General features: G+C 52.6%; 14 protein-coding genes. 10 read left to right on the top strand and 4 right to left on the bottom strand.

Annotated features, from left to right (window positions below; translation table 11 throughout):
- The 6 genes from ABD892_RS19130 to selD form a co-directional block, all read left to right on the top strand.
- Nucleotides 1-186, top strand: a 186-nt coding sequence (locus ABD892_RS19130) for a hypothetical protein (RefSeq protein ID WP_345197649.1), incomplete at its 5' end; no start/stop codon positions are given.
- Nucleotides 164-541 carry a DUF4376 domain-containing protein gene (locus tag ABD892_RS19135; RefSeq protein WP_345197650.1) on the top strand — a complete coding sequence of 126 codons (378 nt, stop codon included), beginning with the start codon at nucleotides 164-166 and terminating at the stop codon, nucleotides 539-541. The genes ABD892_RS19130 and ABD892_RS19135, both read left to right, overlap by 23 nt.
- Before the next feature lie 356 nt (nucleotides 542-897).
- Entirely contained in the window at nucleotides 898-2,253 is a 1,356-nt protein-coding gene (selA, locus tag ABD892_RS19140) for an L-seryl-tRNA(Sec) selenium transferase (protein WP_345197652.1), read from the top strand.
- Nucleotides 2,250-4,052, top strand: coding sequence for a selenocysteine-specific translation elongation factor (gene selB / locus ABD892_RS19145; RefSeq protein ID WP_345197653.1), 1,803 nt, complete (start codon nucleotides 2,250-2,252; stop codon nucleotides 4,050-4,052). Before selA ends, selB begins: the two co-directional genes overlap by 4 nt.
- Nucleotides 4,053-4,055: 3 nt before the next feature.
- Nucleotides 4,056-4,451, top strand: a complete 396-nt coding sequence (locus tag ABD892_RS19150; RefSeq protein ID WP_345197654.1) for a GrdX family protein — start codon at nucleotides 4,056-4,058, stop codon at nucleotides 4,449-4,451.
- 39 nt (nucleotides 4,452-4,490) lie between these two features.
- Nucleotides 4,491-5,537 carry a selenide, water dikinase SelD gene (gene selD / locus ABD892_RS19155; protein ID WP_345197677.1) on the top strand — a complete coding sequence of 349 codons (1,047 nt, stop codon included), beginning with the start codon at nucleotides 4,491-4,493 and terminating at the stop codon, nucleotides 5,535-5,537.
- A gap of 86 nt (nucleotides 5,538-5,623) precedes the next feature.
- Here selD and ABD892_RS19160 read toward each other — a convergent pair whose 3' ends face one another.
- Nucleotides 5,624-6,559, bottom strand: coding sequence for a LysR family transcriptional regulator (locus ABD892_RS19160; protein WP_345197655.1), 936 nt, complete (start codon nucleotides 6,557-6,559; stop codon nucleotides 5,624-5,626).
- 358 nt (nucleotides 6,560-6,917) lie between these two features.
- Between ABD892_RS19160 and ABD892_RS19165 the strand changes: the two genes are divergently transcribed.
- Nucleotides 6,918-8,885, top strand: a complete 1,968-nt coding sequence (locus ABD892_RS19165; RefSeq protein ID WP_345197656.1) for an ATP-binding protein — start codon at nucleotides 6,918-6,920, stop codon at nucleotides 8,883-8,885.
- Nucleotides 8,860-9,234, top strand: coding sequence for a response regulator (locus tag ABD892_RS19170; protein WP_345197658.1), 375 nt, complete (start codon nucleotides 8,860-8,862; stop codon nucleotides 9,232-9,234). The genes ABD892_RS19165 and ABD892_RS19170 overlap by 26 nt, the downstream gene beginning before the upstream one ends.
- Nucleotides 9,235-9,360: 126 nt before the next feature.
- Here the strand turns inward: ABD892_RS19170 and ABD892_RS19175 are convergent, their stop codons facing one another.
- The 3 genes from ABD892_RS19175 to ddaH all read right to left on the bottom strand — a co-directional run bounded on the left by ABD892_RS19175 (nucleotide 9,361) and on the right by ddaH (nucleotide 13,443).
- On the bottom strand, nucleotides 9,361-10,956 hold the full coding sequence (locus ABD892_RS19175; protein WP_345197659.1) for an ABC-F family ATPase: 1,596 nt from the start codon (nucleotides 10,954-10,956) through the stop codon (nucleotides 9,361-9,363).
- Between the two features lie 217 nt (nucleotides 10,957-11,173).
- Nucleotides 11,174-12,595, bottom strand: coding sequence for a basic amino acid/polyamine antiporter (locus ABD892_RS19180; protein WP_345197660.1), 1,422 nt, complete (start codon nucleotides 12,593-12,595; stop codon nucleotides 11,174-11,176).
- Nucleotides 12,596-12,681: 86 nt separating this feature from the next.
- Nucleotides 12,682-13,443 (bottom strand): dimethylargininase, encoded by a 762-nt coding sequence (gene ddaH, locus ABD892_RS19185; RefSeq protein WP_345197661.1) that lies wholly within the window; start codon nucleotides 13,441-13,443, stop codon nucleotides 12,682-12,684.
- Nucleotides 13,444-13,492: 49 nt separating this feature from the next.
- Here ddaH and ABD892_RS19190 point away from each other — a divergent pair, with 49 nt between their 5' ends.
- Nucleotides 13,493-13,666 (top strand): hypothetical protein, encoded by a 174-nt coding sequence (locus ABD892_RS19190; protein ID WP_345197663.1) that lies wholly within the window; start codon nucleotides 13,493-13,495, stop codon nucleotides 13,664-13,666.
- Nucleotides 13,667-13,744: 78 nt separating this feature from the next.
- Nucleotides 13,745-15,088, top strand: a complete 1,344-nt coding sequence (locus ABD892_RS19195; RefSeq protein ID WP_345197664.1) for a sigma-54 interaction domain-containing protein — start codon at nucleotides 13,745-13,747, stop codon at nucleotides 15,086-15,088.
- Nucleotides 15,089-15,151: the final 63 nt, after the last annotated feature.

The raw sequence follows: 15,151 nt of genomic DNA on the forward strand, positions 1-15,151 counted from the left end.
ACAGGACAAGTGTTGCGTGTTGAGGGTATCCCTGCCGGGACAAGGGTCATTTGTCCGGGGTTTGATGGGGTGGTTGATGACGGGTTTATCGAGTGGGTGTCTGTGACTGAGGGTACCCACCATTTTTTGCTGGTTAATTTTCCCTACAAGGAGGTAGAGTTCGATGCCATCGTTACAGCCGTATGATGCCCTTGCCCAACAACCGGCAGACAGGGATGACATTAACGCTGCCCGTGATCGGATGGAAATAGCCCCTATTCAGGTAGGGGGTTATATGGTGGATTGTGACCCGAAATCAGAGACACGGATGGTGAACGCCCTTCAGGTATTCGACACTATCGCCCCCACCGGCACTCTGGATTGGACTATGGCGGACAACTCAGTAGTTGCTCTGACACGGCCTCAGCTTGATGTTGTTTACAACGATATGCTCGTTGCCAGGGCGGTGCGATCTGCCCAACTCCATGCCCGTGCGACAGAGATCAAAGGTCGTTTGCCGGGTGTCACAATGCGGGATATTGAGCCTGAGAATTGGGGATGAGAAACCATGACACAGGTCAAACAACATTGGGCGCATATCCGTAAAATGCACCCATATTTTTTAGCCGGTGGAAGGCGTAAATATCACTGACCGAAAAATAGTTGCTATTGAACGATCGTTCAAAAAACACAATTTGTATGGTTATTTTTTATGGTTTTTTGCATACTAAAAAAGTGTTAGATATGCTAAAAAAATCTGGAACTTTTTCATTCATTTGTCATTTTTTGTGATCTTACGTCGTAAGCTGCTGTTTTTAAAGGATATTTTTTTATCCTTGGTAGGTTCGATTCCTGCTCCTTCCGCCACTGCTTTTCTCTCCTTCTTATTACACGCAAGACTGCGGGGTTGTTATAGCCATGAGCGCAAACCCGAAGGGAATCGTTCGCCTGCCGCAAGTGGAGCAGCTGCTCCAGGAACCGATCCTTGCCCCCTATATCCGTCAACTGAGTCGTCCGCTGGTTACTGATGTCGTGCGCCGTACACTGGCAGCCATACGACAAGAGGTATCTTTCCGCACTGACGGTATTTCTGATGAAACGCTCTATGCCAGGCTGGAAGACGACTGTCGTTTTCTGTTGAACCAGCGTCATGCCCGTGTGATCAATGCCACGGGAACCGTCGTGCACACCAATCTCGGACGTTCACCGATTGATCCTGAACTGTGGGACTCAGTTGCTGATGTGAACACGGGTTACTGCAACCTGGAAATCAAACTCTCGGACGGCAAACGTGGTCAGCGTAAGGGCATTGTCAGTCAGTTGCTGAGCAGTCTGACAGGCGCCGAAGAAGGTATGGTGGTCAATAATAACGCCGCTTCCGTCTATCTGCTGTTGAATGAGCTGGCCCGCGGTAAGGAAGTGATTGTTTCCCGTGGTGAGCAGATCCAGATTGGCGGTGGATTCCGAATTCCCGATATTCTTGCCTTGTCCGGTGCCAAGCTGGTTGAAGTCGGTACCACGAACATTACGACGGCTGATGATTATATCAATGCCGTTACTGAAAACACCGCGATGGTGTTGATGGTGCATTGCTCAAACTTCGTCGTGCGTGGTTTTACTGAATCACCGGATATTCGTGAAGTGGCTCGCCGACTGCCTGAACATGTGATTCTGGCCGTTGACCAGGGATCAGGGCTGTCGACGGAACGGTTTGCGGCAAATGAGACACCGTCGTCGAATTATATCCGTGCAGGTGCTGACCTCGTCTGTTTCTCTGGCGACAAAATTCTGGGTGGTCCCCAGGCCGGTATCATCTGCGGCCGAAAGGAAATCGTACAGAAGCTTGAGAAAAATCCCCTGATGCGTGCCTTCCGTCCCGGTCGGATGGTGTATTCCCTTCTCGAAGAACTGTTGGTTCGGAAACTCAACCGCGAATCAGAAGGGCAGGGCGTGGCAGAAAAGGCGGCGACCGGCCAGGCCGTTATTCAGGAACGGGCACAGCAGCTGGCGTCCGAACTGGGTGACAAAGTCCGTTTGCTGCCCTCTGAAATGGTCGTGGGTGGCGGCACGTTGCCAGATGAATTTTTCCCATCCTGGTCGCTGGAATTACAGATCGATAAACAGGCTGACCAGATCCTTGCGGATCTGCGGGCCATGCCATTACCTGTGATTGGTGTGATCCGTAATGACCGTGTACAGCTCAACATGGCGGCGATTCTGCCCCGGGAAATCCCTGTGCTGACAGAACAACTCAGGAGTTATCTCAGCTTATGAAAGCGGTGATTGGCACAGCCGGCCATGTGGACCATGGCAAGACCGCCCTGATCAAGGCGCTGACTGGTATAACCACGGCTCGGCCGGTGGAACAGGCGCGGGGCATGACCCTGGACCTGGGGTTTGCGCATTTTGATGACGACGACGGTAATACTGTCGGTGTCATCGATGTACCCGGCCATGAACGTTTTATTCGCAACATGGTTGCCGGCGTCTGGAGCCTGGATCTGGTGCTGCTGGTCGTGGCGGCCGATGAAGGCTGGATGCCGATGACAACGGATCACTTGAAGGTGGCCCATGCCATGGGAATCCGTAATGTCATTCTCTGCATCAACAAGTCGGACACCGTAGACGCTGAAACGCTGGCGCTGGTGGAAGAAGAAGCGCTGGAACACTGTCTTGCCATCACCGACGAAATACCGGAATCCATCACTGTTTCTGCCCTGACCGGGGAAAATATCAACGCGCTGCGCAAGATGGTTCTTCGTCACTTGCGTCAGGTCGAGCGTCTGCCTTTGGGCAATGCAGCGCACCTCTATATTGACCGGGTATTCACCGTAAACGGCATTGGTACCGTAGTGACCGGCAGCTTGGCAGACGGCTCTCTGAAGGTCGGTGACCGGTTGAAGATGTATCCTTCCGGTAAGGATGTACAGGTCAGAACCCTGCAGTCCTACCATAAAAACCTGGACGAAGCCGAACCGGTTTCCCGTGTGGCGGTTGGCCTGAAAGGTGTCACCCGCAAGGAATTGGAGCGGGGCTGTTGCATCGCAGGCCGTGACGCACTGTGCCAGGTCACGGACCGTTTGTTTGTTCGTCTTGAAGAGGGTGCAGATACCAGTCGCCGGAACCGGGAAGTGGAAGTGGCACTCGGTACCTGGAATGGGTTGGCGCGACTGGTTTATATCAAAGACACTCGTCTTGCATTGCTGAAGTTCGATAAGCCGGTGCCCTGTTTCTGGGGGCAGTCCATGGCAATGATCCGTCATGGTGGCAGTGAACTGATCCACAGTGGTCGTATTGTCTGGACCAGTGATGTCGCCATGCACCTGCGTAAACGCTTGCAGGCACTGCTGAATGATCTGCCGGAAACGCTGGTGCCTTCAGACCAGTTGCGCCTCAGTCTTGACCTGAATGGTTATGCGCCGCTGGTGGCTGTAGCGGATGGTGATGCCATCATCGACAGCAATGATTATCTTGCGCTGGGTGACTGGCTGGTCAGCCGTACCTTCAATGAATCACTGCGCGAACGCATTTTGAAACTGCTGGATGGTGAAGGCATCGCCATGACGCTGGGAGAACTCAGTACGCGACTGTCCGTCAATATTGCAGTCATGGAACAGGTGTTACTGGGCCTGAAAGACGAAGACAGGATTCGTATGAGTAAGGATGCCTGGATGGCCGGTGGCGGTGCATCAGAAGACGATCTGGGTCAGGACGGCCAACAGTTACTGGCTCGTATCCGTGGCAGTGGCAAGGACGGTTTTGAGGCGGACAAGGAAAAGATTGTCGGTGGCCAGAAACTGATGCGGAACCTGGTGCGTCTTGGTTTCGTGGTGGCCCTTGAAGGCAAAATTTATTACGCGACAGAACTCTACGATCAATTGCTGCGGGATATTCTGGCAGGCCTGGGCGAAGGTGAGCGGTTCGGTATCAACCTGGCTCGTGAGCGTACTGGTCTCAGCCGGAAGTACATCATTCCCCTGCTGAATAAAATGGAACTGGATCGCTGGGTCCGGCGGGATGATAACGACCGGATAGTATTGAAACTGCCGGATGCTCACGATAAGGCGGCATAAACCATGGCAAAACAACTGCTGATCATCAGCAACAACCCGAAGGTAGCGTCTGATTTTGCAACGCTGAAGCAACAGGCCTGCGACAGCTATGAAAAGGTACTGCACCAGGCGCGTAACCGGATCCATGGCGGTGCCCGTTTGCTGACTCACCCCCTGGCGGGCAGCGTCAAGCCCGGGGAGTCGCCCTACCGTTCTGTGGCCATCGACGACATTGAAGGCACGCTGGATATGCGCTCGCTGGAAATCATTGAAAGTGCCATTGACCGCTTCAATACGATGACGGCTGTGCCCCGGAACCGGCACTACGACGACAAAACGCTTGGCGATTTCCAGCTGATTGATTACCAACTGTTGAAGTCTGGTCTCGAAGCTATTGATCCCGCCCTGGTGAGAGTATGATGCATGAGTGACAACAACACCGATCTCCGTCCGGTGCGGATGGATGAAACGACAGAACAGGTACGCCTGACCCGTTATTCCCATGGTGGTGGCTGAGGCTGCAAAATTTCTCCCAAGGTCTTGGGAACGATGCTTGAAGGGTTGTCTGATAACACCGGACATCCGTCTTTGCTGGTGGGCAACGATACCGCGGATGATGCAGCGGTTTATGCACTGGATAATGATGAAGCCATTATCAGCACCACTGACTTTTTCATGCCGATTGTTGATGATCCTTACGACTTCGGACGGATAGCAGCAGCCAATGCCATCAGCGATGTGTACGCCATGGGTGGAACCCCCATGATGGCCCTTGCGATTCTGGGCTGGCCAATTAATACGTTGCCACCGGAAGTGGCCCGTGACGTTTTGCGCGGTGGTCGTGATGCGTGCCGCGATGCCGGCATGCCGCTGGCCGGTGGTCATAGTATTGATACACCGGAGCCAATCTTTGGCTTGTCTGTGAATGGCCGTGTACCGGTTGAACGCCTGAAGCGTAACAGTGGCGCGAAAGCCGGTGACCGGCTGTACCTGACCAAACCATTGGGTATCGGTATTCTTTCTACGGCGATCAAGAAAGGCCATTGCCAGCCGGAGCATGAGCGACTGGTGACGGAAACCATGTGTCGCCTGAACAAACCGGGTGCTGCATTTGCGGCAATCGAGGGCGTGACGGCGATGACCGATGTTACGGGGTTTGGACTGTTGGGGCACCTTCTGGAAATGTGTGAAGGTAGTGGGCTGGGCGCTGTTGTCTACCGCGACGCCGTGCCGTTACTGCCGGATGTGGATCGCTATTTGGCATTGGGCTGTGCACCGGGTGGCAGCCAGCGTAACTACGACAGTTATGGTGAGCGTATCGCGCCGATCACAGAAAGAGATATCAAAATTCTGTTGGACCCCCAAACCAGTGGTGGCCTGCTGGTAGCGGTAAGTTCCGATGCTGAGCCGGCATTTCTGGCTACGGCCCGTGAAGAAGGTCTCGTTCTGGAAACAGTCGGTCATTTTCATGATGATCCATCACCGACAGCTATTACCCTCCGTTAATAGCGTTTGATCTAATGAATAAACAACCTGCTTTTTCTGAGCAGGTTGTTTATTCATTTTCTCATTTTGTTCACACAGGCATTTTATCATCCTGCTGCGCAGCTATTTTGGGGTGACGGGTGATGTTGGTTCAAGAGTGACCGGAATAACTGGACAAACTGCTTGAGTACCAGCGTATCCGGTTGTTTTCTGGCCGTGACCATGTCAAAGGTGGAGTAGCGGACACAGGTGTCAGGGTGCAGTACTTTTAACTCACCATTCTCCAGCCATTTCCGGGCATAGTGTTCAGGTAGAAAACCGATATAGCTTCCCGTCAGAATCAATGTCACCAGTGCTTCAATATTATTGGCATAGGCATTTCGGGTGCCATTGCCGATGTACTTCTGGTCATTGTCGTACATGTAGCTGCGCAGGACTGCCGGACACTCCGCCAGGTCATAGAGTGAGGGTGTCTCATGGTAAAAAGGATGACTGCTGGCGCAGTAGAGACAATGTTTTTCCCGGTAGAGTGGTGTATGGTTCAACCCACTATGAGCTACGGGAAAGAGGCCAATAGCCAGATGGAGTTTTCCTTGAACGACATCGGCTATCAGATGCTCAGGCGAGTCCACGGTAATATGGATGTTGACGTCACCGCCAAGTTTTCTGAATTCCCGAATCGCAGTTGTCAGCGGCAGACTGCGATCCGTGATGGTGTTATCGACGACACCAATACTGAGATCGCCTGACAACACGTGGGTGATGGTGCCGACTTCCTGTCGAAAGGTTTCCACGGCGGCCAACAGTCGCTCTGTTGCGCTGAATACCGCCTTTCCTTCCCTCGTAAGCGAAAACCCTCCCCGGCCCCGTTGACAGAGCACCAGCCCCAGACGTTCTTCGAGCTGGCTCATCTGGTGGCTGATGGTTGATTGGCTCATGTTCAGCTGGTTCTGGGCCGACGAAAACCCCCCACAACGGACAATGGCCATGAACAGCCGCAGCAGTTTGATATCAACATCATAGATCTGTTGCAAATGGGACATGGTTCATGCTTGTTTTACGCTTATGTTTGTCCGCGCTGTTATAGCATCCCCTCAGGCTTACTCTTCTTGCATTACATCAATAAAAGTCTGTTATCAGTGTTTTTTATTGCAAAGCGTTCTACACGGATTAGTGGATTGAATAGTGATGATCTATTGGCTTTGGTAAGTTTATTGGGCGATGAAAGGAGAAATGCCGGTCGGCCTGCCCTCTTTTGGTTATTACAACTGGAATTGTCATTGCGGTAAGGAAGTATCTTTTAAATTATGCAGCTTGTGGTTTGCGGCAATCAGTTCTCAATAGTCGGATGAACTATGTTGAATAAATTGGGGTACTGATAATACCGGGCATCATTCAGGGATGATCAAGCTCTACTGGCCATTTCGGCGGTCGCTGAACATTACGGCAAAATTCTCACTGCTGACCGGCATTTCTGTCGCGCTGGCAGCGGCAGCCGTGGAGTTCATGCTGTTTCGAGGTTCGGCCCATATCCTGTTTGAGCAGGCGGAATCCCACCTGACGACTGAAGCCAATATTGCCAGCATGATACTGGTTGAGGAAATTGATAACCTCAGCAGCGATGCGGTTTTCCTGAGTAATCTGCATGCTGTACTGGCGGTGCTGGCCGATACGTCGACTGACGCTCCGCAGGGCCGTCAAAGCAGTCATGATAAAGCACACCTTGTGGATCTGCTGGTGAACTTCGCACGATCAAAACCCAATTACAACAAAGTACGAGTGATCGGCGTAAAAAACGGCGGTGAAGAGGTTCTGGCCATTGAGCGTCATGAAGACGCTGTTTATCGGATGCCAGATTATGAATTGCAAAATAAACGTCACAGAACGTTTTATCAGCAATCACTGAAGCTGGGTGCTGGAGACGTGTATCTCTCCGACATTACCCTGAATCGTGAATATGGGGACGTGATACAACCCTATACACCCGTGATGCGTGCATCCAGCCCGGTTTACATAGACGGCGAACTCTATGGTCTGATTGTTATCAGCATGGCGTTCAAGCCCATTTTTCATCGCATTATTGCGTCATCACCAGACCATTCTTCAATGTACCTGACGAATACTGAGGGCGATATCCTGGTCAACCCGGATGGTTCATTGAATTTTGCCTTTGAGTTTGATGAGCAATCTGTCATTACGGAACGCGTACCTAAAGCTCTGTGGATCAATGAAACGACAGTGACTAACGGTGTGCAGCATTTTGAAATCAACCATGAAACCTGGTTGCTGCAAATGGTACGCGCAAAGTTTGACCCTCGTCATCAGGATCGGTTTATGGGGGTCTTTCTGCTGGCGTCAGAGCAGGCCATGCTGGATAAAACCATTGGGCTGCTCAACAGGAATCTGGTGTATCTTGCGTTGCTGGTCATGACCTGCATGTTTATTGTGGGCGTGTGGACGCGCCGACTCCTCAGCCCGTTGCAGGATGTAATCAAAGCCTCTGACGCGTTGGTGCATGGTGATACTACGATATCGTTGCCGCTTGATCGCAGGGATGAGATTGGTGAGCTGGCCAGGGCGTTCGATTCTACACGCATTCAGCTCAAGAAAAAGGAATTTGCCGTATTGCAGAGTCAGGCCAAGGCCGTTTTATCTGCCAAGAAGGCGGCACTCGGTGATCTGGCCAGTGGTATGGCTCATGAAATTAACAGCCCGATACAGGCGATTAAACTGAGTGCCGAGCGATTGATTCGAAAGCTGGAAAAAGGAGCCCTGGATAGCAGGGACTTAGTGTCTTTGAACAAGGTTGTGACATCGGTCAACCGGATATCCGGTATCATCAATAGCCTTAGCAAAATATCCCGAAACAGTCACAATGAGAATTTTCAGAGTTGCCCAGTGGCTGATTTTATCATGGATGCTGCTGAACTGGTTGAGGAGAAATACAGGGTCAACGGCATTGATTTCTCGATTAAATACCACGACGGAAGCGATGCTGCGGCCATCGAGTGTCAGCGTTTGCACCTGTCTCAGGTGATTGTCAACCTGCTGAATAATGCCTGTGATGCGGTCAAGCAGCTGGATGAAAAATGGATTCGTATCCAGGTCAATCAGACCGAGCGACAGGTGATTATACGGGTGATGGACTCCGGCCCAGGTATTCCCGCCGATATTCAGAAAAGAATATTCGAACCTATGTATACCACTAAGGATATTGGCAAAGGTACGGGCCTGGGACTCAGTATCTCCAAAACCATAATCCATGGGCATGGTGGTGTATTAAGTATTGACGACCATTGTCCGAATACCTGTTTTATCCTGACCTTGAACAAGGAGCATAAGCATGGCCAAGACGGTACTTGTTGTTGATGATGTGAGCGAGCTCCGGGAGGAGCTGGCATTCTGCCTGGAAGATGAAGGCTACCGGGTTTTTCTGGCTGCCAACGGCGTGGAAGCACTGAACGTGCTGGAGCAGCAGGAGGAAGTCAGTATTATGATTACCGATATCCTTATGCCCAAAATGGATGGCATGGAGTTATGTGAGGAAGTAAGAAAAAAACGGCCCGGGGTCAAGATCGCGGCAATATCCGGTGGTGGAAAGGTGTCTGAGGAAAACCATAACCTGGTGGGTTCTTATTTGCGTAAAGCACAGCGGAAAGGTGCAGATGTCATTCTTGAGAAGCCGTTTGCGCTGGATGATTTATTGAAGGTCCTTTGAACGATTGGGGACGTGCCATTCAATGGTTTGACCCAGTTAGTAAGAAAATTTGTTGGGGTAAATAAGGCGAGAGAGGAACTCCCGCCTCAGATAGAATGACTTTCTTGAACCTTACCGTCCTGTCAATCAGTCAGTGGCATCCAGACTACGCAGATAGTCATCGTAGCTGCCATGGAAATCGGTAATACCGTCTTCCGTAATCTCAATAATTCGTGTCGCCAGCGAGGAAACAAACTGCCGGTCATGGCTGACAAAGATCAGCGTACCTTCGTAATTCTCCAACGCCAGGTTCAGTGCTTCGATGGATTCCATGTCCATGTGGTTAGTGGGTTCGTCCATCAGCAGGATGTTGGGCTGCTGCATCATCAGCTTGCCGAACAGCATCCGCCCCTGCTCACCACCGGAAATGACGCGGGTGGATTTCTTGATGTCGTTCTGTGAGAACAGCATCCGGCCCAGGAAGCTGCGGGTGAACTGCTCATCGTTACCGGCGGGTTTCCATTGGTCCATCCAGTCGTACAGGTTCATGTCGATTTCAAAGTCCGCGCTGTGATCCTGGGCGTAGTAACCGATATTGGCGTTTTCTGACCACTTCACTTCGCCAGACTTCGGCACCATGGCACCTGCCAAGGTATTCATGAAGGTACTCTTACCGATACCGTTCTGGCCAATCACGGCAATACGCTCGCCGACGTCTACCAGCAGCTTTACGCCAGAGAACAGCAATTCATCACCATACCCCTGTGACAGGTTGGTTACCTCCAGCGCCTGACGGAACAGTTTTTTCTCCTGCTCAAACCGGATAAATGGACTCTGTCGGCTGGAAGGCTTGATTTCATCCAGCTTGATTTTGTCGATCTGGCGGGCACGGGATGTTGCCTGTTTTGCTTTGGAAGCATTGGCGGAGAAGCGACTGACAAAGGCCTGCAGTTCCGCAATCTGGGCTTTCTTGCGGGCATTGTCAGCTTGCTGGCGTTCGCGGGCCTGGGTGGCGGCGGTCATGTATTCGTCATAGGTGCCGGGGTAGACGCGCAGCTCACCGTAATCCAGATCGGCCATATGGGTGCAGACGCTGTTCAGGAAATGACGGTCGTGGGAGATGATGATCATGGTGCAGTCACGCTGGCTCAGCACGCCTTCCAACCAGCGAATGGCGTTGATATCCAGGTTGTTGGTCGGTTCGTCCAGCAACATGATATCTGGATCAGCAAACAGTACCTGCGCCAGCAGAACCCGCAGTTTCCAGCCGGGAGCAACGGCACTCATCAGGCCGAAATGCTGTTCGGTGGGAATGCCGACACCCAGCAGCAGTTCACCGGCACGGGCTTCGGCAGAGTAACCGTCCATTTCAGCGAACTGGACTTCCAGGTCGGCGACACGCATGCCGTCTTCTTCGGTCATCTCCGGCAGGGAATAGATACGGTCACGTTCCTGCTTGACTTTCCAGAGTTCCGCATGCCCCATGATGACCGTATCAATCACGGTGTGCTGTTCGTAGGCAAACTGATCCTGATTCAGTTTGGCGACGCGGTCATTGGGATCCTTGCTGACCGTACCGGAAGACGGTTCCAGTTCCCGGCTCAGAATTTTCATCAGGGTGGATTTTCCGCAGCCGTTGGCGCCAATCAGGCCGTAGCGGTTGCCGTCACCAAACTTGACGGAGATGTCTTCGAACAGGGGTTTGTCCCCGAACTGCATGGTGATATTGGCGGTGGTAATCAATGTGTCGTCCCGGTTCCGGTCAGCAGGTAAAAAAGGGATTGCAGACTACAGGGCAGAACCCCGTTCAACAATTGTTATTTTTGCTGCAATTTTTTTAACTGTAGAGCCTGGGAATGAACATAACAAACAGGACAGTCAGACTGACAAGATATTTTTGTCAGTCTGACTGTGTGTGAATATCGAAATAAGATTCGATGATTCAGCGAGGTGTAGAAACTCAGATCACCAGTTCGCCGACGTTTAATAAATAGAGCGCCGAGATCCCTAATACAACAACAAAAACAGCACCGGTGGTTTCCAGCGGTGAGGCAAACAGTTTTTCGCCCCGTTCATGCCGTGCTTTGAGATAAAACGGTGCACCCACCATATAAAGGATCATCGACAGCAACAGGAATTCCGTGCCGCCGGCATAGATCAGCCAGGCACCATAGAGTGTGCCCAATGCGGTTAAGCCAATCAGCGTGACAGAGCGGACATCGGCCTTGAGCGCGAGTTTCAATCCGAACGCTGCACAGAGCAGGTAAGGAATCAGCGCCATGGAAGAGGCCAGCTGAATCAGCAGGTTATAACCGGCGTCGTTGAAGTGGTTGATGATCAGGAACAGTGAAATCAGGGCGTTGGTCAGCCACATGGCGTTAGCAGGCGTGCCATGGCTGTTGAGGCGGCCAAAAAAAGTCGGCGCCGTATTCTGTTTTCCCCGTGCTGCGAGGTACAGCATTTCGGACGAGATCATACTCCAGGCCAACAATGCACCACTGACGGATATGATCAGACCCAGGTTGATCAGCACGCCACCCCACGGACCAACAGCCCGTTCCATGACCGCCGCCATGGATGGATTGCGCATGGTGGCCAGTTCTGCCTGAGGCACAACCCCAAGAGAGAGTACTGACACACAGACCAGCAACGAGATGGTAATGAAAAAGCCTAACAGTGTCGCCTGGCTGACGACCTTCATGTTGCGTGCCCGGCTGGCATAGACGGTTGCACACTCAATACCCAGGAACACCCAGACGGTATAAAGCATTGTGTTCTTGACCTGGTCGGTAATACTGCCGAGGGCTTCGTGCCCCCAGAAATCCATCTGGAAGGTTTCTACCTTGAACGCCAACATGACACAAAGCACGAACAAACAGATCGGCACAATCTTGGCCAGGGTTACAATGATATTGAGAATGGCCGCGGAGCGGATGCCTCGCAGGACAAAACTGTGCAGCGTCCAGAGAACCGCAAGTCCGCACAGCATCGCCGGCAGGGTGCTGCCTTCTCCAAAAAATCCCAGTGAAGAGAAGGAGCCGAGTGCGCTGAACAACAGTACAAGGTAACCGACATTGCCCACCCAGACGGAAATCCAGTAGCCCCAGGCGGCGTTGAACCCCAGGTAATCACCAAAGCCGGTGCGGGCATAACCGTAAACACCGTCGTTAATATCCGGACGGTTCAGGGAAAGCCATTGGAAGATACGCGTCAGTACCAGCATACCGATAAAGGTAATGACCCACGCAATCAGGATGGGGCCGGCGCCGGCACCTTCCGCCATGTTCTGTGGCAGGCTGAAAATGCCGCTGCCGACCACTGCGCCGACCACCAGGGCGGTCATGGCGACAACGCCCAGTTTTTTCTCATGCCCCTGCGTCATTGTGTACTCCGAGTCTGCCTGTTAGTGAGGGCGGGAACAGGGATGCACGGGCATCCCTGTTGTGGGTGTGAACCATCCGGGATGATTCAGAAACGCAGAGACATGCAGCTCACACCGCCGTCTACCTTGCGGTATTCGGAGGTATCCAGTTCAATCACTTCGTATCCCAGGGCGGCAATCTTGTCGCGGGTGTTTGGGTAGCCGGAGGGCATGATGACCTTGCCGTTCACCCAGATGCAGTTGGCGGCGTAGGACTCCTCGACCGGTACCTCGATAATGTTGTATTTCTGGAATTCGGGTTTGGTGACAAACTCGCCTGCCGCCAGCAGGTTGTTGTTTTCCAGGTAAGCCAGGCCGGTTTTCAGGTGCAGGACTTCTTCGAGGGTGACAATGGAGCCGGTCATGCCATATTTTTCAAGAATGGCGATCAGCTGTTGCGCCCCTTCTTCATTGGTGCGTGCTGACTTGCCAATGTAGTAATGGCTGCCGACCATCATCACATCGCCGGCATCCAGCGTGCCGGGTTCAACGATGCGTTCAACATTCTTGTAAAATCGGTGCAGAACCGGGGCAATCAGTTCCGCTTCATGACGACGGCTGTCTGCGCCCGGGCGGGTGACGATGGCGCAGTGCGGTGTACAGAGTGCCGGGTCTTCAACAAAGACAGAATCCGGAAAGTCTTCAGCAGGGGGGAGGATGGTGATGTCAACGCCGCAGGTTTGCAGGGCGCGGATATAGGTGTTGTGCTGCTCCAGCGCCTTGGCGTAATCGGGCTTGCCCAGGTTAGCTTCACTCAGGCCGTCAACCAATGCACGACAGGGGGTACGGGCGATGATGTGCTTGAACATGAACTGCTACCTTTTTCGTCGTTATATCTACGCTTCTTCCTCTAACAACATGCGTGCCAAGCTGGTGCCGGTGACTGTTGATGCAGATCATGAAAAAGGTGCTGTTTATCCGGTTTTTCGCTGTTTTTTCTGGAGGATGGAGCAGCTTTCAGCAATGATTGCCGATGGTTTTGTCCGTTTTTCGACAGGAGTCGAGAATATGACAGGAAAAGTTGCCTGCTGATACAGGGTGTTGTTCAAGAACTGTCGAAAAAACGATAAAGGGGGATGGGTGGAAGAGCTGAACTGGCTGGTCCTGTGCATGAAACATGTACTGGATTCACTGACGCAACCGGTCACCATCGTCGATCGTGATGGGTATTTTGTGTATTACAACCGGGCAAGTGCGCGCATGGATGGCGTCGATCCGGACAATATCCTGGGTCACCATGTCCTTGAGGTCAGTCCCTGGCTGCAGATGGAAGACAGCACGTTACTGCGCTGCCTGTCGGAGCAGTCCCGTTTTACCGATCATTACCAGGCATACAATGGCGTGGCCGGAGAACAGTTGCACTATATGCACAGTGCGATGCCGCTCTATGGGCGCAGTGGCGACATTATCGGCGCCATTGAAATCGGTCGGGTGCTGACGGCAGGCCCTGGTAAACACGACAATCAACGTGAAGTCCCGGAGATTATCAGTGACGACCCGGCCATGCGCCGTCAGATCGAGGCGGTTGATATTTATGGCGCCAGTGAGTTGCCGGTACTGATTTACGGAGAGACGGGTACAGGTAAAGAACTGTTTGCCCGCCGGGCCCATGCCATGAGTCCACGAGCGGGTCGATCCATGCTCTGCCTGAACTGTGCGGCGATTCCTGAAAACCTGCTCGAAAGTACGCTCTTTGGTACGACCCGCGGTGCTTTTACCGGCGCGGAAAACCGCAAGGGGCTGTTGGCGCTGGCGGATGGCGGCACACTGTTCCTGGATGAACTGAATTCCATGCCCATAACCCTGCAAAGCAAGTTGCTACGGGTTTTGCAGGATGGCTACTACCGCCCGCTGGGAAGTCAGGAACCATTGAAAGCGGATATCCGCCTGATTACCGCCATGAACCAGCCCCCCTTTGATGCGGTACGGGATGGCAACCTTCGGGAAGACCTCTATTACAGGATCAGTGTCGGTTTTATTGTGATCCCGCCTTTGCGTAACCGAATGAACGACATTGGGCTTATTGCCCGGCGCTTTGTTTCACGTTATGGCCCGGCCTTGAATCCGGCAGTGACTCACCTGGGGGAAACTGCGATACGACAACTTGAGCAGCATGACTGGCCAGGCAATGTGCGAGAACTGGAAAATGTCATCCGCCGTAGTCTGTTGCTGGCAGGTCATGAGGCGACCATGGAAACCGTCACCCTGATGCCGGACAGTCTGTCTGACCTGGCCTCCGGACTGGATAACCGCGGCGCGTTACCGCTACCCGCTGCAAGACCGTTGCGGGAAAGTCTGGCCAGTTATGAAACCCAACTGATCCGTACCGCAGTACAACGGCACAATCATAATCTTTCTGCCGTTGCCCGTGAACTGGCTTTACCAAGAACCACATTGCTGTCGCGCATGCAGAAGCTGGGCATTATCCGAGAGGAGCAGGCTCAGGCTTCTTAATACCCATGACTTTGGCTGGTCTCTGCATCCCTGTCTATGCTCAAAGTTGTACTTTCGAACCAG

Origin of the sequence: Kistimonas scapharcae (assembly GCF_039540975.1) — a bacterium.
GTDB lineage: Bacteria > Pseudomonadota > Gammaproteobacteria > Pseudomonadales > Endozoicomonadaceae > Kistimonas > Kistimonas scapharcae.

What these genes read in the sequence shown, in the direction of transcription:
- ABD892_RS19165 (WP_345197656.1), top strand. Translation starts at nt 6,918, where the DNA reads ATGATCAAGCTCTACTGGCCATTTCGGCGGTCGCTGAACATTACGGCA.
- ABD892_RS19180 (WP_345197660.1), bottom strand. Translation starts at nt 12,595, where the DNA reads ATGACGCAGGGGCATGAGAAAAAACTGGGCGTTGTCGCCATGACCGCC.
- ABD892_RS19160 (WP_345197655.1), bottom strand. Translation starts at nt 6,559, where the DNA reads ATGTCCCATTTGCAACAGATCTATGATGTTGATATCAAACTGCTGCGG.
- ABD892_RS19135 (WP_345197650.1), top strand. Translation starts at nt 164, where the DNA reads ATGCCATCGTTACAGCCGTATGATGCCCTTGCCCAACAACCGGCAGAC.
- selA (WP_345197652.1), top strand. Translation starts at nt 898, where the DNA reads ATGAGCGCAAACCCGAAGGGAATCGTTCGCCTGCCGCAAGTGGAGCAG.
- ABD892_RS19150 (WP_345197654.1), top strand. Translation starts at nt 4,056, where the DNA reads ATGGCAAAACAACTGCTGATCATCAGCAACAACCCGAAGGTAGCGTCT.
- selB (WP_345197653.1), top strand. Translation starts at nt 2,250, where the DNA reads ATGAAAGCGGTGATTGGCACAGCCGGCCATGTGGACCATGGCAAGACC.
- ABD892_RS19190 (WP_345197663.1), top strand. Translation starts at nt 13,493, where the DNA reads ATGCGTGCCAAGCTGGTGCCGGTGACTGTTGATGCAGATCATGAAAAA.
- ABD892_RS19170 (WP_345197658.1), top strand. Translation starts at nt 8,860, where the DNA reads ATGGCCAAGACGGTACTTGTTGTTGATGATGTGAGCGAGCTCCGGGAG.
- ddaH (WP_345197661.1), bottom strand. Translation starts at nt 13,443, where the DNA reads ATGTTCAAGCACATCATCGCCCGTACCCCCTGTCGTGCATTGGTTGAC.
- ABD892_RS19195 (WP_345197664.1), top strand. Translation starts at nt 13,745, where the DNA reads ATGAAACATGTACTGGATTCACTGACGCAACCGGTCACCATCGTCGAT.